Origin of the sequence: Oceanospirillum linum, from assembly GCF_001995095.2 — a bacterium.
GTDB classification, from domain to species: Bacteria; Pseudomonadota; Gammaproteobacteria; order Pseudomonadales; family Halomonadaceae; genus Oceanospirillum; species Oceanospirillum linum.
The window spans coordinates 1-21,135 of sequence record NZ_MTSD02000011.1 but is presented as its reverse complement, the minus strand read 5'-3'; the positions used below and the strand labels follow the sequence as shown (position 1 = coordinate 21,135).

Genomic DNA, 21,135 nt, shown 5'->3' with positions numbered 1-21,135 from the left:
GGCTTCAGCGGCGGATGCTGAATACCTCCGTGGCTAACCAGATGCATCTGGTGCAAGTGCACCCGGATACCAACAGCAAAACCTACCTGGGTGTCTGGCCTGAAAGTGAGTTTCTCTATCTTGACCGGGATACAATGATCAGCCAGGGATCACCTCTGGGCTCTCTTGTCTATGCGGCCAGTGATTCGGTACTGGATGACGCCTTTGAGCTGGAGTCTTTGATGAGTTCTGCGGCAATAGGCGGTTTTTACGAGTTTGTATTGGCTGCTGATACCAGTGGGGTACAGCCGGTTATGAATGGTTTAAAGCTGTATGATATGCGTATCAGTTTAGATACGATGGATATGTTGCTGCGCAGTGAGGTCTTCTTTGAGGGGACTGATTCTGACACTATGCACCTTATGAACCATACCGGGGTAAGTGTCGGGGATTTTACGGCGTCGGGTATGGATCTTTCCGGGTTTTATTATTCTGAGTCCAGTCCTGAGATTGGGGCCAGTGGTTATTTTGTGGGTGGCTTCTCCGGCGACGGCTCAGTGGTTGATGGTATGTTCGGTGTAGTTTACGGGGAAATTCCCACCTTGAGCCTGTCCGGGGAGGTTGGCGTGGCTTTGATGGGGATGGATAGTAGCTTTACATCTCCCGGACAACCCGGCCCTTCTCAGTACTTTGGGTTGGCAGGTTTCAACAATGCAAGTGGTCTGAATTATGACATTAAGTCTGTTGGTTGCCTGATACCCTGTGATATTGCAGGGGCAGAGTCCATCGAAACATCCCTGTCATTAGGCAGCGATGTTATGGCGATCCGCTTGACTAGTCAGGGGATACAAAGCCCTCCTTCCAGTTATACATTGCCGGATGGCAGCGATGTATTTTGGGGGATCTGGCAGGAGGCCGATTATGATATTGATGATCTGGACCCCAGCCTGGTTCATATCACAAAGGCTGATATTGGTCCGCTCCCTTATATGTTTACTGCGCAGGCACCGATTCTCAACGATATTCATGATCTACAAACCCTGACGGGCAGCCCTTCTGTGAACTTTCAGTTGGCAGCTGGTGGTGATATCTACGATGCCATGGGAAGCCCTGTTATGACTCTGGACTCGTCAAGCAGTCTTGAGCTGGATTTTACGAGCAGTTATATGAGTATTTATTTGGATTTTGGTACTGATGGTGCCCTGGAGGCTAACTCTTTGCCTTTACCTGATATTAATGGTTTTAATGGCATCAGCCTGACGACCGTTTCTATTCCCCCTGCACTGTCAGGAGGTTTTATTAGCGGGCGTTTTGCCGGGACGGAGGCTGAAGGGGCGATGCTGATGATTGAAACACTGGGTATTGATGGTAAAGGTGTTGCTGTTTTTGAGCGCTAAACACTCATGTTTCGATAGGTTAACGGAGAATAAGGAGAGGCCAGTGTGTCTCTCTTTTTTATAACACCGTTTTTCGGTAAGCTTGTTGCCCTTTTCATGGTGTTTCCTTTGGTTGATAATGCGCTGCAGAGATCAGGTGATTCAATGTAATGTTTGTCAGGGTCTGGTCTTTGACTGTCGCGCGCTCTGGATGTTGACTCCCCCTGCCTGTTCGTTCTGTGTTCTGTTTTACTGATTTCTGAGGTTGATATGTCTGCTGGGCTGAATAAAGTCATTATTCCTGTTGCCGGTTTGGGAACCCGTTTGCTGCCTATTAGTAAATCTATTCCCAAGGAGATGGTGCCTGTGTTGGACCGTCCTTTGATTCAGCATGTTGTTGAAGAGGCTCTGGCAGCAGGGTTGAATGAGGTGATTCTGGTAACCCGTGGTGGTAAGTCTGCGGTGGAAGATCACTTTGATAGTCATTATGAAATTGAGGCGGAGCTTGAGCGTAAAGGTAAGACAGCTTTGCTGGAGGCGTTACGGGGAATTGCTCCACCGGAGCTTAAAATTACCAGTGTCCGTCAGGATAGGGCACTTGGACTGGGTCATGCTATCCATTGTGCGGCGCATCTGATTCCTTCTGAGGAGGCTTTTGCTGTGATTCTGCCCGACGTGCTGGTTAAACCTCAGGTCGATGATACGGGCTGTGATCTTAAGGCGATGGTGGCAGCGTTTCAGTCACAACAGGCGGCGCAGATTATGGTTGAGCGGGTGCCTCTGGAGCGTGTTGATCAGTATGGCATTGTCGATTGTGATGGTGCTGAACCTGCAGCCGGTGAGTGCCTGCCGATTAAAGGGCTAGTTGAGAAACCGGCTCGGAATCAGGCTCCCAGCCGTTTATCTGTGATTGGTCGTTATATTCTTCCGGGGACGATTATGCAGCATCTGGCAGAAACCGGACCCGGTGCCGGGGGAGAGATTCAGCTGACGGATGCAATTGCCGATTTGATCCGCCAGGGGGATGCTGTTCATGCGTTTCGTATGAGTGGCCGAACCTTTGATTGCGGGCATATTCCCGGCTGGCTTCAGGCGAATACAGTGCTGGGCCGGGAAGCTGGTTTGCTTGAGCCCGACCGGGGAGATGCTAGCGTGTAGGTCGCCCTTATAGGGCGACAAACGGTGATCATGACGGTCGTGGGTTTTGTAGGGTGCATAAGGCGCGAGGCACGAGCAACGTCATGCACCATGTGCTCCGTTAAATGCCGGATTGGCGTTTGCTGATGGCACTGCGACGGGCTAAAGCCCCACCTACATCTGCTGGTTACGTTTTACGGCACAAAAACATTATTGAGTTTTATTTGGATATCATGACAACACCTTTACTTACCGGGCACCCCGCTTTTAAGTTTCTGGCTGGCCTGGCATCCGGTATGCCGACGTTGACCGATCTGTTTCAGCAGAATCCAAAAAGAGCTGAGCAGATGCATATCGCTGCACCGGCGCTGACCCTGGATTTCAGTAAGCAACGGGTTGATGCGTATGTGCTTTCCGGGCTGGAGCAACTCTTTATTCAGTTGAAGCTGCCCAGTGCCATTGATGGGCTTTTTGCTGGTGCAGAGGTAAACCGGAGTGAGGGCCGTGCTGCTCTTCATACCCGTTTGCGGCTGCCGGATGAATCCTTGGATCGTGATTTTCCTGAAGTCAGCCAGCAGTTACGCCAGATGGAGGACTTGGTGTGTAAAATCCATGCCGGTGTCTGGCGTGGGTTCTCCGGTAAGCGAATAACAGATGTTGTTAACCTGGGGGTTGGTGGTAGTGATCTGGGCCCGCTTATGGTCACTCAGGCGCTGAAGGAGTATGCGTTGCCGGAGGCGAGGGATCTTCGGGTGCACTTTGCTTCCACGATTGATGGTAGTCAGCTATTTGATCTGCTGGAGCACCTGAACCCTGAGACAACCCTTTTTCTGATTGCGTCTAAATCGTTTACCACCATAGATACCCTGTCAAATGCGGATACGGCCCGGGCCTGGCTGGAGCGTGTCTGTCCTGACCCGTCTCTGATGTTGCGCTGCCATTTTATCGGTATTTCGGCATCGGTGGATAAAATGGAGCAGTGGGGTATTCCTTCGGATAATCAGCTGCTTTTCTGGCCCTGGGTTGGGGGGCGTTTTTCCCTTTGGTCTACGGTGGGCTGTGCCATCGCCCTGGATCTGGGCATGCCGGTTTTCCGGGAGTTGCTGGCGGGGGCCCATGAGATGGATGAGCATTTCCGAACGGCGCCACCATTAGAGAATGTGCCGGTGATGATGGCGCTTTTGGGTATCTGGAATGTGAATGTGCTGGATATCCGTGCCCATGCGATTTTGCCTTATGATGGCCGTCTTAAGTATTTTCCTCCCTATCTGGAACAGCTGGAGATGGAGAGTAATGGCAAGTCGGTGACCCAGGATGGTGTGCCGATTGATTATGCGACCTGCCCGGTGCTTTGGGGGGAGGTTGGCGCTAATGCTCAACATGCGTTTTATCAGCTGCTGCATCAGGGAACACAACCGGTTGCGTCGGATTTTATTCTGGCGGCGAACCGTTATGACACTGCGGCGGAGGATGTTTCCCGGTCGATAAACCGGAAACACCGCGAGGCGCTGGTGGCTCAGCATGAGCTGAATATTGCCAACTGCCTGGCTCAGTCCAGAGTGCTGGCGCTGGGTAATGATGCGGTTGATCTGACGGATAACCCGTTCCGTTTTTATCCGGGTAATCAACCCTCCTCAACGCTACTGCTGGAGCGTCTGGATGCTTTCTCTCTGGGGGCGCTGGTCGCCTGCTACGAACATAAAGTCTTCACTCAGGCGGGTATCTGGGGGGTCAACCCTTTCGATCAATGGGGCGTGGAACTGGGTAAGCAGGTTGCGCTTCAGTTGCAGCCTCTGTTAAATCAGCCCACCGGTGATGATAGCGTGGTTCTGGACAGCTCAACGCGCTTTCTGGCCGATAAAATTGCGGGTTTCAGGCGGGAAAGCCAGGAAAATAAATGAGCCTGACATGACGTTCCCGAAATGGAATAAAGAATCATGAGTGAAAAAATACTGGTGACCGGCGGTGCGGGCTATATAGGTTCTCATACCTGCCTGGCGTTGTTGCAGGCTGGCTTTGATGTTGTGGTACTGGATAATCTTTGCAATGGCTCCGAGACGGCGCTGGAGCGGGTGTCTGCCCTGAGCGGGCGCACCCTTAAGTTTGTTAAGGGTGATATAGGCGATACGCCTCTGGTTTGCCGGTTATTGACGGAACATTGTATTACGGGTGTGATCCATTTTGCGGGCCTGAAGGCGGTTGGTGAGAGTGTTGTTAAGCCTCTGGATTACTATGACACGAATGTCTCCGGTACCCTGAGTTTGTGCAGAGCGATGCAGGAGGTGAATGTCAAGCGCCTTGTTTTCAGCTCATCGGCCACGGTTTACGGTGAAGAGGCGCCGGTGCCATATCATGAAGCCCTGGGGCGCGGAAAGACAACGCAACCCTATGGCACCAGTAAAGCGATGGTAGAGCAGATTTTAGAAGATCTTTACCGCTCAGACCCTGAGTGGGGAATTGCTGTGCTGCGCTATTTTAATCCGGTGGGTGCGCATTCCAGCGGCTTAATCGGCGAAGACCCTAAGGGTATTCCGAACAATCTTATGCCTTATATGGCTCAGGTCGCTGCCGGTAAGCGTGAGTATCTGTCTGTTTTTGGTAATGACTATCCGACACCGGATGGAACCTGTCGCCGTGATTATCTGCATGTGGTGGATTTGGCGGATGGCCATCTCAAAGCGCTTGACTGGCTGCAGCAGCCAGGCGTTGATGTTTTTAATTTAGGTACAGGGCAGGCGTATTCTGTTTTGGATATGCTGCGGGCGTTTGAAGGGGCGATTGCAGGTTCTTTGCCTTACCGGATAGCACCACGCAGACCCGGTGATCTGCCTGAGTTCTGGGCCGATGCCTCTAAGGCAGAAAACGTTCTGGGTTGGAAGGCCACGTTAGGTTTGAATCAGATGATGGAAGATACCTGGCGTTGGCAGTCGCAAAACCCCAATGGGTATGCGTAGTCGTTAGTATAGCCGTCGTTACAAAGGTGCAAAGCGTACCGATATTATAATTTTTAGCCCGATTATGGGACGTTTGGGAGTCAGCATGCGGCGTGTGATAACGTACGGAACTTTTGATCTTTTGCACTATGGACATATTAATCTTTTGCGCAGAGCCCGTCAGGAAGGGGACTATCTTATCGTTGCTCTGAGTACCGATGAGTTCAATGCGTTGTCAAAAAAGAAGACGTGCTATTTTGACTACGAGAAAAGAAAAATTTTGTTGGAAGCGATACGCTATGTTGACCTAGTGATTCCTGAGGAAAGCTGGGAGCAGAAAAATACAGATATTTCACTCTATAAAATAGATGCGTTTGTTATAGGCGATGACTGGAAAGGAAAATTTGATTTTCTTAAGAGTCAATGTGATGTGGTTTATCTGGAAAGAACACCTGAAGTGTCTACCACAGATATAAAAGTTAACCTGAAGAATCATTAAGACCCAGGATAATTCATGGACTTTTATTATAGGTTTAAGCCTACAGATCTATTGCTGTTAGCTGCTGTGTTTTATGCTTTTTTTGCTCTTGCTTTTGAAGCTGTTGCCGAGTTGGTTTTCGGTATCTCTGTTCTTTTTCTGATGTTTCTGGTCTTAAAAGACCGACACTTCTCTATAAAAAAACCTCCATTTTATTTTCTGGCATTTGCCATTCTGATCGCCATAAGCAGTTGGGTTTTTATGCTGATTCAGCAACCAGAGGTAGCTGATAGCTCTCCCAGAGTGGAGAGCCTGGCAAATAAATTTCTTTTTATTCCTATAGCACTTGTTCTTGCAGGCAGTGTGCCCAAAACCTTTTTACTGTGGGGGGCGCTTGGGTTATCTGCGCTTCTGATGCCCTGGCTGGCCGGAAACGGGTTGGAAGATGTTAGTGATGCCCTTATGGGGCAGCGTACAGGCTTTGGTCGGCACCCCATTACGATGGGCATGATCTATGGAGTTGCCCTGATTGGGCTGCTTGTTTTTTCCCAGCGAATGATAGGTTCCAGGCTGTTAAGTTGGCGGTTTTTGCTTTGGGGCTTTCTTGTGATGGTGCTTTTGTTTGCTGTCTGGGCTTCCCAAACCCGGGCGATCTATCTGGCACTGGCTGTTCTGGTTGCTCTGAGCCTTTTTGCGTTGCTTTTTTTTGCTTGTCGCCGTGGCGGGTCTTTTGTCCGGCTTTTTTGGCTTTTTACCCTGTCTGCTTCTCTTCTGGTTATTCTGTCGGTTGTGCTTTTCAGGCTGGGTTACTTTGATTCCATTGCCCGGAAAGTTCTGGATGAATCCGGTGTTATTCAGTCTTTGATCAATGGGGATCTGACCGGTATACCGAGAAACAGCTTTGGCTTAAGGATTCATTTTTGGGTGGATGCCTGGCATATGGGGCTGGACCGCTTTTGGTCAGGCTGGGGAGAAGGTGGTAACCATTATCTACACGAAAAAGCCGGAAACTTCTTTGGCGACAGGCATTTTGTCACGGTACACAATGATCTCCTTGAGCTGTTTTTGGCTTATGGTCTGCCCGGCGTTTTGCTGTTTCTGTCTTTGCTCTTCTGGTTGACCCGGAGGGTTTTCCGGCTATTTAAGGCGGGGCAGATGTCTCTGGATTTTCTGGTTTTTTATATATTTTTCATGCTGTTCTATCTTATTAATGGTTTGTTTATGTCTGTTTTATATTTTGACGAATCATTGCTCTTGTGGAATGTTATTCTTTCAGGTTATTTAGGTTTTGTTTTTAAGTATCAATATTTTCAGAATTGGATGATGGCTGATGTTGAGTAATATTCGTGAGATACAACTGCATCAATTATCGATGCTGAAAGAGTTGGACAGAATCTTTAAGGAAGAAGGCATCTCTTATTTTGCTGTGGGTGGTACGGCCCTTGGCGCAGTCAGGCATTCAGGTTTTATTCCCTGGGATGATGATATTGATATTGCGATGTTGCGTGAGGATTATGAGAAATTTCTGCAGTTGGAGCATAGGCTGCCTGATAGCTTTTCAATCATGAATCATGCTAATGAGAAAAACTATCCTATCTATTTTAGTAAGGTTTTAAATAAAGATGTGCCTTTTTTTGACCTTGATTTATTAAAATATGATATTGGTCGCTATATTTTTGTTGATGTTTTCCCCTGGGATGAACTTGAAGATTGGAAATCAAAGAAAAAAAGTCTGAATAAAATAAGAAGAAACTTTAAGAAATCTGTTTTCAAAAAGCACGGTAGCTATTTTGATACTATAAAATTTTCCTTATATAAGCTTATGAATCGGTTTAAATCGTCGGATACCCTGTTTGCTGAACTTGATCGCGCATCCCGAGCGCTGTCTGGTCGTGGTACGGGAACCTGGGGCTATGCGATGTTAAATGATGTTCTGACGGAAGATCAGCTATTCCCGTTAAGACAGATCCGTTTTGAGGGAATGGATATTCCTGTTCCTAACAAGGTAGAAGAATATTTAACCCATAAGTACGGTGACTATATGCAGTTACCGGATGAAAAGGACAGGGTAAACCACTCGACCTGACTCAGGTGCGCCTCTGATAAATAATACGTGTGCGTATTCCCCGTTGGTTTAAAGCTTAATACAGCAGTTGCAGGGTAGTGAATGAACATACGAATTTTAGGTGACAGCCTGGCAGCCTGGACCATGGCTGGCGCGCTCTCTTCCACAGGTTGTCAGGTGGTGATGTCGGCAGACCGGTTGCCGGATGAGTCCGGTGAGATTGCCGAGCTGGATCTGCTGCGCTTACTGCAGGAGCAGTACCGGCAGGAGCGGCTATTACTGATTCCGGGGCCGGATAATGTGTTTGATCGGGTCTATCATCTGCTGATTGATGCGCGGACAAATCTGACCTCGGAACAACGCTTTCCTGTGTTGCAGGATTTTGCTCAGGGTTTATCTGCAGGAAGTCGCTCTGTTTATGCTTTGGTTCAACCTGTGGCGGTGGGCACGACAGATAGATTGCAGGACTTACTGATTGAGGCCATTGGTGATAAGCGGGTGGAGTGCTTGTACTGGCCCTCTTTTATTGAAGCAGGGCGCGCTCTGGAGAGCTTTACCCGCTCCGGTCGCCTGTTGATTGGTGCCAGTGAAGATGCTGCCGGTGTCGCTCTGATACGTGAACTGATGTCGCCGTTTAATCGCAGTAAAGATGCGGCGATGGTGATGACGTCCAAGGAGGCAGAGCTGACCAAAATTGGTATCAATGGCATGTTGGCCACCCGGATCAGCTTTATGAATGAGTTGGCGGATCTGGCGGCCCGTCAGGGTGTGGATATTGAGTCTGTCCGTCTGGGGTTAGGGGCTGACCCCCGCATTGGTCATCAGTATCTTTATCCGGGCTGTGGTTTCGGTGGTGAAGCGTTTAACGATACTCTGAATTTTCTCGGGCAGGAGCTGCAGGCGACGGAGCATAGCCAGGGGATTGATCAGGGGTTGCTGAGTAGTGTCCAGCAGATTAATGAGCAGCAGAAAGACCTTCTGTTTCAGAAGTTCTGGCGTTATTTCAATGCCGATATTAAGGGGCGGTCGGTGGCGTTTTGGGGCTGTGCCTTTAAACCGAACACCAGCAGTATTGCCGGTAGCCCTTCTTTGGTGCTGTTACAGGCTTTGCTGAGTCATGGGGTAACCGTCAGGGTTTATGATCCTATGGCGATGGGTTCGCTGAAGGTCTGGCTTGAGCGTCAGGCGGAACAGGCAGGCCAGACCTGCAGGGCTGATCAGGTGATTTATTGTGACAGCCCGGAGCAGGCCGCTGAAAAAGCGGATGCCATTATGCTGATTACGGAGTGGAAACTGTTCTGGAATCAGGATCTTGCCCGAATTGCATCCATGATGAATACGCCTTTGTTGCTGGATGGCCGTAATATTTATTCACCCCGGTTGGCGGCACAGGCCGGGCTGGTTTATTCCGCGATTGGTCGGGGGCAGGCGCTGTAATGGCGGGCTGCGAGATACGTTATATTTTAGGGTTCTGATATGTTAACGGCGTTATTACAGGATTATTTTGCGCGGATACCGGATGCGGGTAATCCTTTACAACAGGTTTGTTTTGGTACGTCAGGGCATCGGGGTTCGTCCCTGAAAACCTCATTTAATGAGCACCATGTACTGGCGATTGCTCAGGCTGTTGCGGATTACCGGCAGTTGCAGGGCTACACCGGGCCTTTGCATCTGGGGCGTGATACCCACGCGCTGTCGGAAGAGGCGTGGAATTCGGCATTACGTGTGTTAGTGGCAAACGGTATTGATGTGCGTATTGATGCCGGTGAATCAGCGATTACGGCAACGCCGGTTATCAGTCATTCCATTCTTGTACACAACCGGAAATTCCCGGATCAGTTAAGTGATGGGCTGGTGATTACACCATCCCATAATCCACCGGAAGATGGTGGCATTAAATATAACCCGGCCCACGGTGGCCCGGCGGATACGGATGCCACGGGCTGGATTCAGGATCGGGCCAATGGTTATCTGGCTGCGGGGCTTGAGGGGGTGAAGCGTATCCCTCTGGAGGCTGGGATTGCGTCGGCGGAGCCTTTTGATTACACCGGCCAATATCTGGCAGACCTTGAACAGGTTGTTGATCTGGCGGCGATCAGGGAGGCGGGCCTTAAACTGGGGGTTGATCCTTTAGGTGGTGCAGGTTTGCCTGTCTGGCAGGCGTTGACGGAAAAAACCGGGATTCCTGTGGAGGTGGTCAACGATACGCTTGATGGCAGTTTTGCGTTTATGCCACCGGATCATGATGGCAAGATCCGTATGGATTGCTCCAGCCCCTTTGCCATGGAAAAACTGCTGGCTATTAAAGAGCGCTTTGACCTGGCCTTTGGTAATGACCCGGATGCGGATCGCCACGGTATTGTTGACCAGCAGGGGCTGATGAGCCCGAATCATTTTTTGGCGGTCTGTATCGATTATCTGCTGACCCATCGTCCTCAGTGGTCCCGGTCTCTGAAAATTGGTAAGACACTGGTTTCCTCTTCAATGATTGACCGTGTGGTGGCAAGCCATAACCGGGTGTTGTATGAAACGCCGGTGGGCTTGAAATGGTTTGTGGAGGGGTTACAGCAGGGCTGGCTGGCTTTTGGTGGTGAGGAGAGCGCTGGGGCAACCCTTTTGACCCGAAGTGGTGAACCCTGGTCAACAGATAAAGATGGGATCGCTTTGTGTCTGCTGGCGGCAGAGATCATGGCGGTGACCGGAAAATCCCCTTCTGAGTATTACCAGCACCTGACTGAGCGCCATGGTCATCCGGTGTACCGCCGGGTTGATACGCCCTTAACGCCGGAACAGAAAGCGGGCTTTAAACATCTTGATGCACACAGTATTCAGTCCTCAGAGCTTGCCGGTGAGGTGATTCAGAGTGTGCTGGTCAACGCCCCCGGTAATCAGGCGGCGATCGGTGGCATTAAAGTTGTCACTGAGAATGGCTGGTTTGCAGCCCGGCCAAGCGGCACTGAGCCACTTTGTAAGGTGTATGCTGAAAGTTTTAAAGGTGAACAGCATCTGAATAGCCTGATTGCAGAGGCGAATCAACTGCTTAAACACGTTCTTTAATGGATCTCTATGTACCTTGAGTCTGAGGGCAGTGTATTGCTCGAAAAGGTGTTTTTTATACGTTGGTTCCGTTTATCACGGGGTGCTTAATCTGTACTATTTCAGATGAAACGCCCTATGGCTCACGCCCACAGGCTAATTCAACCCAAAGGACACACCATGTTCAACTCAAGGGACATACCATGAAAAAAAATATCTTAACGGCTGCGGTGACTCTGGCTTTGTCTGCCCCGGCCTTTTCTGCGGCTATTGTGGGAAATTATGGGGCGGCAACGACTCTGGGGCAGGTCGCCTCTCCGACAACGGTGAATAGCGTTCTTTATAATCCGGCGGCGGGATATCTGGTGCTGGATACAGAAGAGGAGTCGGTGCGTCTGGGCTATCTGTCACAGATCGGCGGCAGTGTTGAGTTTGGTGAAGCAGACAACTTTGAGGATGAAGTTGATCGCTTTATGGATGCCCTTGATGATTTTGATGATGATCTGATGGCCGGGCGGTACACCTCCATTGCTGAGGCGGATGCGGCGGCGGATGTGATTCTGGATGACTTCAGTTCTGTGCTGAAGGAGTTTGGTGACAGTGGGCGTATTAAAACCGCTTTTTCTGTCGCGGTACCCGGATTACCCGCTGTTTTTCAGGTGGGTGATCTGCCTGGGGTGATCAGTGTGGATGCGTCTGTGTCTGCGATATCGGCGGTGAGCTTTCTTGATGCACCGCTGCAGAAGGTGGGAACCGGAGATCTGAGTGACTATGACCTGAAGACAGATTCCGCTGTTTTTGTGCGGGGCGGTGCTCTGTTTCAGCTTGGGCTGGGTTATAGCCAGCCTGTATCCGGTCTGAACTCCATTGGAGGGCTGGCCGGTCAGTTAGTCCTGGGGGCAAAAGCAAATCTGTACTCTGCATCCCTGAGTCAGGAAGTGGCTGCCGTTGATCGTGATGATGATGAAGACGTGGGCGATCTGATCTCCGATGGATTAGATGATAATGCCAAAGACAGTTCTGCTCTGGGTGTTGATCTGGGGGCTGTTTGGTTGGCTGAAAACTATCAGTTGGGCTTTGCGGTGAAAAACATCAATAGCCCGGAGCTGAAATATGGTTCCCTGCAGGACAGTGCTGATGCTCAGGCGTTCAGCAGTGAGATCTCCCTGGATGGTGGCGTAACCCTGGAAACCCAAGGTACAGTGGATGGTGCTGTTTTTCTGAAAGAGCGCGCATTGATGCTGGCCGCCAGTGCGGATCTGAATAAAGTTGATGATCTGGTGGGCGATGAGGTGCAGATGCTGCATGTCTCCGGTGTTTACTTTCCATCCAGTGCTGTTGTACCGACACTGCGCCTGGGCTATGAGAAAAACCTTAGCGGTGAAGAGCTATCTGCCGTTAACTTTGGCATGGGGCTATTCCGCGGCGTTGCTAATTTTGATCTGACCTACGGTTTGGATACGGCTGAAGTTGATGGCAATAGCATACCCCGTCGTTTGGGGTTACAACTGAGCTTTGAAGAATCTTTCTGAAACCCTGATAATAGCGGTTCGGCAAAAGCCCTTGGGTGATTTCACTCCGGGGCTTTTATTTTATTGCGGGCAACCTCTCTGAATTTCAGCCGGGAAGGCGTAAAATCTGCCTGTGCCTGATATTTCCCTGTGCCTGATGTTATCTTTGCAGCGGTGGGAAATATGCATGGATCTGGGTGCAGATGGCTTTGGTAAAGAGAGGCCGGTTAGAGAGCTGGCCATTATTTTAAATGAAGGAAGACAATGACATGCTGAAAGATACACCTGCAACGGTAACTGGAGCAGCCCTGCTAAAACGGTTAGGGTTTTATCTGTTTCTGGGTTTCTTTATGTTGGTGGCGCCTGGGGTGCTCTATATTGATGCGGTTGTGCTCAATCAGAGTGTTGATGAAACATCCCTGACTGAGATTTTGCAGGAAACCTTCTTGTTCATCAGCCTGCTCTGTTATTTGGTGCTGTATATCAAGTCCCGCGGTAAGGAGCCTTTCTTTGCACTGGTGACCGCATTCTATGGTGTGTTATTTATCCGTGAACTGGATATGTTTTTGGATGCCATCGTGCATGGATTCTGGAAATATCCGGCGATTATTGTCGCTCTGACAGGTATTTATATTGCGGCAAAAGGTTGGCAGAAAACCCGGCAGAGCCTTTACACCTTCCTGGAAATTCCCGGAGGTATATTCACTGCTTTTGGTGTACTGTTGGTGCTGTTTTTCAGTCGTATTTTTGGCTCTTCGAAGATCTGGGAGCCGATTATGCAGGATCGCTATTTGTATATCTTTAAATCAGCTATTCAGGAATGTATCGAGCTGTACGGTTATTCCATTATTTTTATAGGTTCTGCAATGGTTTTTTATAGTCTTTTTTTCAGGAAAGACGTTTAAATTATTACTGTTTTATTTTTAAAAGAGATTGTTAATGAAAGTAGCAGTTGTTGGAACAGGCTATGTCGGACTTTCAAATGCATTGCTTTTGGCTCAGCGCTGCGATGTTGTTGCCGTTGACATAGATGAAGACAAGGTGTCAGGGCTGAATCAAGGGTTGTCGCCCATTGATGATGCAGAGGTTGCAGACTTTCTCTGCAATAAGCATCTGAATTTCTCTGCAACGACAGATTTGTCTTCAGCGGTTGAAGGTGCGCGTTGTGTGATTGTTGCGACACCAACAGATTACGATCCTGAAACAAACTACTTTGATACATCCTCCGTGGAGTCTGTCTGCCGTCAGGTTGTGACGCTGATGTCAGGAACGTCTGAGGCGGATCAGGCAACCATTATTATTAAGTCAACAGTCCCCGTTGGCTTTACTGAGGAACTCAGAAATAATCTGGCATATCCGCATCTCTACTTTTCCCCTGAATTTCTGCGCGAAGGCCGGGCTCTGTATGATAATTTATATCCGTCCCGCATTATTGTAGGTGCTGATACTGAGCGCGCCCGTCAGTTTGCCGACATATTACGCACTTGTTCTGATAAGCCGGATGTGGAAACTTTATATACAGGCTCCACAGAAGCTGAGGCTATCAAGTTATTTTCCAATACTTACCTTGCCATGCGTGTTGCCTACTTTAATGAGCTGGATACCTATGCGGCGGTACATCAGCTGGACTCCCGGCAGATCATTCAGGGGGTTGGTTTAGATCCCCGAATCGGGGCTCACTATAACAATCCTTCATTTGGTTATGGTGGCTACTGTCTGCCTAAGGATACCCGGCAGTTATTAGCCAACTATGATTCGGTGCCCAGTAACCTTATTAAGGCAATTGTTGATGCCAATGAAACGCGGAAGAAATTTATCAGTAATCTTCTGATTGAACGCTCTGACGGTGTTGTTGGCATCTACCGCCTGGTTATGAAGTCCGGCTCAGATAATTTCAGAGCGTCGGCGATTATTGATGTTATCAAACACCTTATTGATGCGGGTTGTGAGTTGGTGATCTATGAACCTACCATCAGCGATGGTCAGTTTATGGGTATAGACGTTGATAATAACCTGAATCGCTTTAAAGAAAGGTCTTCTGTTATTTTGGCTAACCGCATCTCTGATGAGCTTGAAGATGTCAGTGCTCGCGTATTCAGTCGTGATATTTTCGGTAAGGATTAATAGAGAGTTATATGAAAAGACCTAAGGTGTTTTTTTTCCTGAGTGCGATCTGGGAATCCTGGTTCCGGTCAAAATTCCCGATCAATCCTGAAAAAGAGTTTTCCCGTCTTTCTGAGCAGGAAAGGCAATATGTTATGGATCGGGTGGACTACTACCTAAAAATAGATGCCCCTTTCCACTCTGACTTTGATGCTGAAATTGGTACTTTTAAGCGCGGTAAGGGTAGCGCTTACTACTACGATATGAAGCGGCATTTGGCTAATTTTGATCGCCACTTAGGCTTTAGCTATCTTTTTGGTGACATTACCCACGTACCTGATAAGCCAAGCTTTGTTAAGAGTCGGCCGATAGGTGATGCCAATGAAAACTCGGTACTGCTGAAAATTAACAGCCACCGGCATTTCCGCTTTTTTGATGACCCTTACCAATATGAAGAGAAGCAGGATTTAGCGGTCTGGCGCGGAAATGCGCCACAGCCTCACAGAAAATTATTCCTGGATAAATTCTCTGATCATCCGATGTGTGATGTCGGTTCCGTTGAAGCAGAGAACAAGGGAAGTGCTATCTACAAGCCTTTTCTGTCTCCTCAGGAACAGATGCGGTACAAATTTATTGTCAGTCTCGAAGGTTATGATGTTGCGTCCAACCTTAAATGGGTGATGGCGACGAACTCCGTGGCGGTGATGCCGGAGCCGCATTATGAAACCTGGTTTATGGAAGGTCGTCTGATACCGGATTTTCACTATATCTGTGTTAAACCGGACTACTCGGATCTGGAGGAGAAGCTTAGGTATTTTCTTGCTCACCCGGAGAAAGCTAAGGCGATTGTGGCAAATGCTAACGCCTACGTGAAACATTTCCGGGACCGGAAAATGGAGCGACTGATCTTTCTGATGGTGTTGCAAAAATATTTCAAACTTTCTCAACAGGCTCAGGCATCGCGATGAAAATCTTAATACATGTGACCAGTGAACTGCCGCCGAAGGAGTACGGTGGTATCAATCGTGTTGTCTGGGGGCTGGGCAAGACACTGGTTAAAAAGGGGCATGAAGTTGTGTTTCTGGCTCCGGAAGGTTCATGCTGCGATTTTGCGCATGTGATTCCGCTGGATCGATCTTTGCCGATTGACGATCAGGTGCCGGATGATGTGGATATTGTGCACCTGAACGGTGAGCTGGAGGTTAAACCCAGCAAGCCTTTTTTATATACACAACATGGCAATTTCAATCGCTATCCGTTGCCAAAAAATACTGTATTTGTCTCCCGCCGCCATGCCGAAAGGCATGGCTCTGAGTGCTTTGTCCATAATGGTCTGGACTGGTCTGAGTATCCGGCCCCGGAGCTGGATCAGCCAAGAGATACTTTTCACTTTCTTGGCAATGCTGCCTGGCGTATCAAGAATGTTAAAGGTGCAATCCGCTCGGTACTGAAGACCAGATCGGAGACACTGGAGGTGCTGGGGGGGCGACGGCTGAATTTTCGTATGGGGTTCCGGTTCACTCTGAGTCCGCGTATTCATTTCCATGGCATGGTGAATGATCGTGAAAAAGCGGTGGTGCTGAATCGTTCAAAAGGTTTGGTTTTTCCTGTGCGCTGGGATGAACCCTTTGGTCTGGCCATTATTGAAAGCCTGTATTTTGGCTGCCCTGTATTCGGAAGTCCCCATGGTTCTTTACCTGAGTTAATCAAGCCGGAGTTTGGGGCTTTGGTGACCAACTCTGATGATATGGCCGCTTTACTGCAGGATACGGAACGCTTTTCCCGGGAGGCCTGCCATGTTTATGCGAGGGACCATTTTAATGCGGAGGTCATGACGGAGCGTTACCTTACGTTGTACCACCATATTCTGGAAGGTAAAACCCTGGCAGAAACCGAGCCGGCCATGGTGGGCGGTCATATCAAGCAGTTCTTGGAGTGGAATTAGTACGGTGAAAATTTTTGTATTAAGTATGTTGCGTTCCACTGACCGTAGGGATGCTGTTCGCAAGCTGATGGCTGAGCATGATCTGGCTTTCGAGTTTATTGATGGCGTGGATGGCAAGGAGGGTAGCCACCCTCTGCTGAAAAAATTTAAACCATCCAAGTTCCTGATTCGTCATGGCCGACCATCAAAGCCGGGGGAAGGGGGGTGTTACGCCAGTCATTACCTTGCCTGGGAAAAGTGTGTTGAGCTGGATGAGCCTATTGTTGTGCTTGAAGACGATTTTATACTTCGGGACTGCATTCATGATGTTCTGGCTCAGGTTGAGTCCCTGATGCCGCGTTACCCTTTTATCCGCCTGGAAGATAATGGGCCCAGGTTGCAGAAAACAGTGTTTGAGCGTGATGGTTTTGAGTTGGTGAAGTTTCTGAAGATTCCGCAACGTACCACCTGTTATGCTGTTTCACCCCGTGCTGCGAAGGCATTCTTAAAGAGCAGTGATGAGTTTGTTTATCCGGTTGATGTCTTTCTCCGGCATCAGAACCTGCATCGGGTGCCTCTGTTTGGTTTGTCTCCCCGCCCGGTTGCCCCTGTCGACCCGACGGATGAAAACTCTGAGATCGGTAATCGACACGCAGGAAAGGCGCCTGCATGGTCTAAACTGACGAAGTTGCTGTTCAAGGTTAAAAACCTTTTCCTGAATATTCTGACCAATATTTACCATGAAATCCGGGGTTATTAAGCTTGTGATTCATGCTGTTACCGAACCTGTTTTAATGTTGTGATACGAGTCGATCCTGTTATGAACCTTTTTGAATCTCACCAGAATAAAGTGCTTGTTGTGGGCGATGTAATGCTTGATAAGTACTGGTATGGCTCGACGGAACGTATCTCTCCTGAAGCACCGGTTCCCATTGTTAAAGTACAGTCCAATGATAGCCGGGCCGGAGGTGCGGCCAATGTGGGATTGAACCTTTCGGCGCTGAAGGTTCCATCGGAAGTTGCCGGTATCGTGGGTTGTGACTCTGAGAGTGAGGAGCTGTCGGCTCTGCTTGGGCAGAGTGGCGTTGACGCCTGTTTTGTCCGCTCTTCTGATAAGCCAACCATTACGAAACTGCGCATTATGAGCCGCCACCAGCAACTGTTGCGCCTGGATCAGGAGGAGCCTTTCAGTGCTTCTGATGCGGCGGCCCTCAGGGAGCAGGTGATAGCAAAGTCAGCTGGTGCTTCGGTTGTGGTACTGTCAGATTATGCAAAGGGGTCTTTGGCAGAGGTTCAGTCTTTAATTGCATTATTCAGTGACAGGAAGCTCCCTGTTTTGGTTGACCCTAAAGGTGTCGATTTTAGTCGTTACCGTGGTGCAACACTATTGACGCCTAACATGTCGGAGTTTGAGGCGGTCGTGGGTCGATGCGGGAGTGAAGAAGCCGTTGTTCAGAAAGCGGTCGCGATGTTACGTGATCTTGAGCTGGAGGCTTTGCTGCTGACCCGTAGTGAAAGAGGCATGACACTCTTTCAGGCAGATAAAGATCCGGTGTATTTCGCAGCTAATGCAAAAGCGGTCTTTGATGTGACCGGAGCCGGGGATACGGTTATTGCAACTCTGGCTGCCGGTATAGCCGGAGGTCTCAGCCTGGAGCAGTCGGTGGAGATAGCGAATATTGCGGCCGGTATTGCGGTTTCTAAGCTGGGTACAGATACCGTGTCTTTGGCGGAGCTGAATACTGAACTGATGAATCATTCCGGTCTGGATCAGCAGAAAGTGCTTGATGAAACAACGCTGATTCAAGCCCTGATAAGCGCGCGTCATAGGGGCGAGAAGGTTGTCTTTACCAATGGCTGTTTTGATATTTTGCATCCGGGACATGTCAGCTACCTTAATGCTGCCCGAAAACTGGGTGATAAGCTGATCGTAGCTGTTAACTCGGATGCATCTGTATCCCGCCTGAAAGGGTCTTCCCGTCCCATCAATGACCTTGAGCACCGCATGCATGTTCTGGGTGGCCTGGCGTCGGTGGATTGGGTGGTTGCTTTCGAAGAAGATACTCCGGCGCGTATTATCGATGCGCTGCTCCCGGATGTGTTGGTTAAGGGTGGGGATTATCAACTGGAAGAGATCGTGGGAGCCGATGCTGTTCTGGCTTCAGGCGGTGAGGTCAAAGTACTTAACTTTGAGGACGGGTATTCCACCACGGGCATTATTGAAGCTGCTCATCAATCTAGTCTTAAATAATAGAAGGATCATCTGATGGATTTAACAAATGTTCAGTTAAACGACTGGACCGATATTGCATTGCAGTGGGCGGATATGATCTGGCCTGCTTTGCTTCTGCTGGTTATCGGCCTGTGGGTCACTAAGAGAATCAGAAACCTGTTGGTTTCTCTGCTGAAAAGAAAGAATATGGATGAGGCAGCGGCCAGCTTTATCGGCCAGATTGCCCATGCTGTATTGCTGATTATTCTGTTTATTTCGGTACTTAGTGAGTTAGGGGTTGATACGACGTCGCTGATTGCTGCTCTGGGTGCTGCCGGCCTGGCGGTTGGTCTGGCTCTTAAAGGTTCTATGGAAAATCTGGCGGCAGGTATTCTGTTGGTATCCCAGCGTCCTTTTAAGAAAGGTGATTTCGTTGAAGGTGCTGGCGTCTCTGGCAGTGTTGACCGTATCGCGATGCTGAATACCCGGCTGATAACACCGGATAATAAACTGATCGTGGTGCCTAATGCCTCCTTGGTTAATGGTAACCTGACGAACTACTCGGCTCAGCCTACCCGTCGTCTCGATCTGCTGGTGGGTGTTAGCTATGATGATGATATTCGTCTGGTAAAAGAAACGCTGAATGAGATTATTGCGGCAGAACCCCGTGGTATGAAGGACCCTGAGCCTATGGTTGCGGTCAGTGAACTGGCTGATAGCTCAGTAAACTTTACCGTACGGGTCTGGGTTGATGCTGCGGATTACTGGCCGACAAAATTCGACCTGACAGAGAAAATTAAGCTGACGTTTGATGAGAAAGGGATCTCTATTCCTTTTCCTCAGCGGGATGTGCATCTTTATAAGCATTCTGAATAGGTTTTCAGAATTGATACTAAAGGGTGGCTTTGGCCACCCTTTTTTGTTTGTTAAATACCTCGCTTAACAAGGCTCTGATATACTGCGCACAAATTTTAAGGTTCAGTTTTCCCACGGGCAGCTTCATGAAAGAAATTATTCTTATCAATATCTCTGGCGTCGATAAGCCAGGGCTAACCTCTTCTATTACGGATATCCTGGCGGGTTATGGCGTCAACATTCTGGATATCGGTCAGGCCGTTATCCATGACACTTTATCTCTGGGTGTACTGGTACACATACCAGAGGAAGCTGAATCTTCACCGGTCCTGCGGGATGTTTTGTTTAAAGCCCATGAGTTAGGGGTAAATATCCGTTTTACTCCGGTGGCAGAAGATAGTTATGGCCACTGGGTCGATGGACAGGGTAAAAACCGTTTTATTGTGACCTTGCTGGCGCGACAGGTAACGGCGGAGCATATTGCCCGGGTTACCGGTGTCGTGGCTGATAATGAACTAAATATTGATCGGATTAATCGCCTGTCCGGACGCATTCCTCTACGGCAGCTTTCAGAGCAAAGTCGTGCCTGTGTGGAGTTCTCTGTTCGTGGAGATCCTGAGGATCCGGCAAAGATCCGCGAACAGTTTCTGAGTCTGGCCAATGAACTGGCTGTGGATATCTCTTTCCAGGAAGACAACGTTTTCCGTCGCAATCGTCGTCTGGTGGTTTTTGATATGGACTCAACACTGATCGAGGCAGAGGTTATTGATGAACTGGCGAAGGCGGCAGGTGTTGGTGAGCAGGTTTCGGAAATTACCGAAAGTGCAATGCGGGGTGAAATCGATTTTACTGAGAGCTTTAAGCGCCGGGTTGCACTGCTGAAAGGTCTTGATGAAAGTGTTCTTCAGGGGATCGCAGAAAACCTTAAAATTACTGAAGGCGCAGAGAAGCTGATCTCTACTCTTAATGCACTGGGGTATACCACCGCTATTTTGTCCGGCGGTTTTACTTATTTCGGTGAATACCTGCAGAAGAAGCTGGGTATTGATTACGTTCATGCCAATGCCCTGGAGATCCGGGATGGAAAGGTGACAGGTAACGTCACCGGTGTGGTTGTGGATGGAGAGCGTAAGAAAGAGCTGCTAAAACAGATCGCCGCGGATGAAGGGGTGCGACTGGAACAGACGATTGCGGTAGGGGATGGAGCTAATGATCTGCCCATGCTGGGGACAGCCGGTTTGGGTATCGCGTTCCGGGCAAAGCCTATTGTAAAAGAAAGCGCCAAGCATTCACTGTCGAACCTTGGCTTGGATGCGATACTTTATCTGATCGGTTATAGCGACCGGGATCTTGACTGATTTGAGTGCTTGTATGCCTGAAAGCCCGTCATCTGTAAGGTGTCGGGCTTTTCTTTTGCCCTCAGTGCCTTAGCCTGAACACTACACGGCGGCCTGTCTTTCTTATAATTCACATTATTTTCACTTATTTTGCCTTTTTCTCGTTTTAGGGGTTGTGCTGTCCCGTTT

18 protein-coding genes are annotated in these 21,135 nt (G+C 49.1%); all 18 read left to right on the top strand.

Annotated features, from left to right (window positions below; all coding sequences use genetic code 11):
• Positions 1–14: 14 nt before the first annotated feature.
• The 18 genes from BTA35_RS16140 (at position 15) to serB (ending at position 20,967) form a co-directional block, all read left to right on the top strand.
• A complete protein-coding gene (locus tag BTA35_RS16140; protein ID WP_078320851.1) occupies positions 15–1,376 on the top strand; it encodes a hypothetical protein in 1,362 nt (453 codons plus the stop codon).
• Positions 1,377–1,625: 249 nt separating this feature from the next.
• Positions 1,626–2,513, top strand: coding sequence for a UTP--glucose-1-phosphate uridylyltransferase (locus BTA35_RS16135; protein ID WP_078320850.1), 888 nt, complete (start codon positions 1,626–1,628; stop codon positions 2,511–2,513).
• Positions 2,514–2,617: 104 nt separating this feature from the next.
• The gene (pgi, locus tag BTA35_RS16130; RefSeq protein ID WP_238377620.1) at positions 2,618–4,393 is read left to right on the top strand and encodes a glucose-6-phosphate isomerase; all 1,776 of its coding nucleotides are present in this window, start codon (positions 2,618–2,620) and stop codon (positions 4,391–4,393) included.
• A 36-nt stretch (positions 4,394–4,429) separates the two neighbouring features.
• Positions 4,430–5,446, top strand: a complete 1,017-nt coding sequence (gene galE, locus BTA35_RS16125) for a UDP-glucose 4-epimerase GalE (protein WP_078320849.1) — start codon at positions 4,430–4,432, stop codon at positions 5,444–5,446.
• Between the two features lie 85 nt (positions 5,447–5,531).
• Entirely contained in the window at positions 5,532–5,924 is a 393-nt protein-coding gene (gene tagD / locus BTA35_RS16120; protein ID WP_078320848.1) for a glycerol-3-phosphate cytidylyltransferase, read from the top strand.
• A gap of 15 nt (positions 5,925–5,939) precedes the next feature.
• Entirely contained in the window at positions 5,940–7,244 is a 1,305-nt protein-coding gene (locus BTA35_RS16115; RefSeq protein WP_078320847.1) for an O-antigen ligase family protein, read from the top strand.
• Positions 7,234–7,989: a LicD family protein gene (locus tag BTA35_RS16110; RefSeq protein ID WP_078320846.1), complete on the top strand. Its 756-nt coding sequence runs from the start codon at positions 7,234–7,236 to the stop codon at positions 7,987–7,989. Before BTA35_RS16115 ends, BTA35_RS16110 begins: the two co-directional genes overlap by 11 nt.
• An 81-nt stretch (positions 7,990–8,070) precedes the next feature.
• Entirely contained in the window at positions 8,071–9,405 is a 1,335-nt protein-coding gene (locus BTA35_RS16105) for a UDP binding domain-containing protein (RefSeq protein WP_078320845.1), read from the top strand.
• Between the two features lie 39 nt (positions 9,406–9,444).
• The gene (locus BTA35_RS16100; RefSeq protein ID WP_078320844.1) at positions 9,445–11,025 is read left to right on the top strand and encodes a phosphoglucomutase; all 1,581 of its coding nucleotides are present in this window, start codon (positions 9,445–9,447) and stop codon (positions 11,023–11,025) included.
• 182 nt (positions 11,026–11,207) lie between these two features.
• A complete protein-coding gene (traF, locus tag BTA35_RS16095) occupies positions 11,208–12,536 on the top strand; it encodes a conjugal transfer protein TraF (protein WP_078320843.1) in 1,329 nt (442 codons plus the stop codon).
• Positions 12,537–12,784: 248 nt separating this feature from the next.
• Positions 12,785–13,420, top strand: coding sequence for a hypothetical protein (locus tag BTA35_RS16090; protein ID WP_078320842.1), 636 nt, complete (start codon positions 12,785–12,787; stop codon positions 13,418–13,420).
• Between the two features lie 34 nt (positions 13,421–13,454).
• Positions 13,455–14,639 (top strand): nucleotide sugar dehydrogenase, encoded by a 1,185-nt coding sequence (locus tag BTA35_RS16085; protein ID WP_078320841.1) that lies wholly within the window; start codon positions 13,455–13,457, stop codon positions 14,637–14,639.
• An 11-nt stretch (positions 14,640–14,650) separates the two neighbouring features.
• Positions 14,651–15,586: a glycosyl transferase family 90 gene (locus BTA35_RS16080; protein WP_078320840.1), complete on the top strand. Its 936-nt coding sequence runs from the start codon at positions 14,651–14,653 to the stop codon at positions 15,584–15,586.
• Positions 15,583–16,563 (top strand): glycosyltransferase, encoded by a 981-nt coding sequence (locus BTA35_RS16075; protein WP_078320839.1) that lies wholly within the window; start codon positions 15,583–15,585, stop codon positions 16,561–16,563. The genes BTA35_RS16080 and BTA35_RS16075 overlap by 4 nt, the downstream gene beginning before the upstream one ends.
• Positions 16,564–16,567: 4 nt before the next feature.
• The gene (locus tag BTA35_RS16070; RefSeq protein ID WP_078320838.1) at positions 16,568–17,302 is read left to right on the top strand and encodes a glycosyltransferase family 25 protein; all 735 of its coding nucleotides are present in this window, start codon (positions 16,568–16,570) and stop codon (positions 17,300–17,302) included.
• A gap of 60 nt (positions 17,303–17,362) precedes the next feature.
• A complete protein-coding gene (gene hldE, locus BTA35_RS16065; RefSeq protein WP_078320837.1) occupies positions 17,363–18,793 on the top strand; it encodes a bifunctional D-glycero-beta-D-manno-heptose-7-phosphate kinase/D-glycero-beta-D-manno-heptose 1-phosphate adenylyltransferase HldE in 1,431 nt (476 codons plus the stop codon).
• A 15-nt stretch (positions 18,794–18,808) separates the two neighbouring features.
• Entirely contained in the window at positions 18,809–19,630 is an 822-nt protein-coding gene (locus BTA35_RS16060; RefSeq protein ID WP_202931292.1) for a mechanosensitive ion channel family protein, read from the top strand.
• Positions 19,631–19,755: 125 nt separating this feature from the next.
• Positions 19,756–20,967, top strand: a complete 1,212-nt coding sequence (gene serB / locus BTA35_RS16055) for a phosphoserine phosphatase SerB (RefSeq protein WP_078320835.1) — start codon at positions 19,756–19,758, stop codon at positions 20,965–20,967.
• Positions 20,968–21,135: the final 168 nt, after the last annotated feature.

What these genes read in the sequence shown, in the direction of transcription:
- BTA35_RS16140 (WP_078320851.1), top strand. Translation starts at nt 15, where the DNA reads ATGCTGAATACCTCCGTGGCTAACCAGATGCATCTGGTGCAAGTGCAC.
- BTA35_RS16135 (WP_078320850.1), top strand. Translation starts at nt 1,626, where the DNA reads ATGTCTGCTGGGCTGAATAAAGTCATTATTCCTGTTGCCGGTTTGGGA.
- pgi (WP_238377620.1), top strand. Translation starts at nt 2,618, where the DNA reads ATGCCGGATTGGCGTTTGCTGATGGCACTGCGACGGGCTAAAGCCCCA.
- galE (WP_078320849.1), top strand. Translation starts at nt 4,430, where the DNA reads ATGAGTGAAAAAATACTGGTGACCGGCGGTGCGGGCTATATAGGTTCT.
- tagD (WP_078320848.1), top strand. Translation starts at nt 5,532, where the DNA reads ATGCGGCGTGTGATAACGTACGGAACTTTTGATCTTTTGCACTATGGA.
- BTA35_RS16115 (WP_078320847.1), top strand. Translation starts at nt 5,940, where the DNA reads ATGGACTTTTATTATAGGTTTAAGCCTACAGATCTATTGCTGTTAGCT.
- BTA35_RS16110 (WP_078320846.1), top strand. Translation starts at nt 7,234, where the DNA reads ATGTTGAGTAATATTCGTGAGATACAACTGCATCAATTATCGATGCTG.
- BTA35_RS16105 (WP_078320845.1), top strand. Translation starts at nt 8,071, where the DNA reads ATGAACATACGAATTTTAGGTGACAGCCTGGCAGCCTGGACCATGGCT.
- BTA35_RS16100 (WP_078320844.1), top strand. Translation starts at nt 9,445, where the DNA reads ATGTTAACGGCGTTATTACAGGATTATTTTGCGCGGATACCGGATGCG.
- traF (WP_078320843.1), top strand. Translation starts at nt 11,208, where the DNA reads ATGAAAAAAAATATCTTAACGGCTGCGGTGACTCTGGCTTTGTCTGCC.
- BTA35_RS16090 (WP_078320842.1), top strand. Translation starts at nt 12,785, where the DNA reads ATGCTGAAAGATACACCTGCAACGGTAACTGGAGCAGCCCTGCTAAAA.
- BTA35_RS16085 (WP_078320841.1), top strand. Translation starts at nt 13,455, where the DNA reads ATGAAAGTAGCAGTTGTTGGAACAGGCTATGTCGGACTTTCAAATGCA.
- BTA35_RS16080 (WP_078320840.1), top strand. Translation starts at nt 14,651, where the DNA reads ATGAAAAGACCTAAGGTGTTTTTTTTCCTGAGTGCGATCTGGGAATCC.
- BTA35_RS16075 (WP_078320839.1), top strand. Translation starts at nt 15,583, where the DNA reads ATGAAAATCTTAATACATGTGACCAGTGAACTGCCGCCGAAGGAGTAC.
- hldE (WP_078320837.1), top strand. Translation starts at nt 17,363, where the DNA reads ATGAACCTTTTTGAATCTCACCAGAATAAAGTGCTTGTTGTGGGCGAT.
- BTA35_RS16060 (WP_202931292.1), top strand. Translation starts at nt 18,809, where the DNA reads ATGGATTTAACAAATGTTCAGTTAAACGACTGGACCGATATTGCATTG.
- serB (WP_078320835.1), top strand. Translation starts at nt 19,756, where the DNA reads ATGAAAGAAATTATTCTTATCAATATCTCTGGCGTCGATAAGCCAGGG.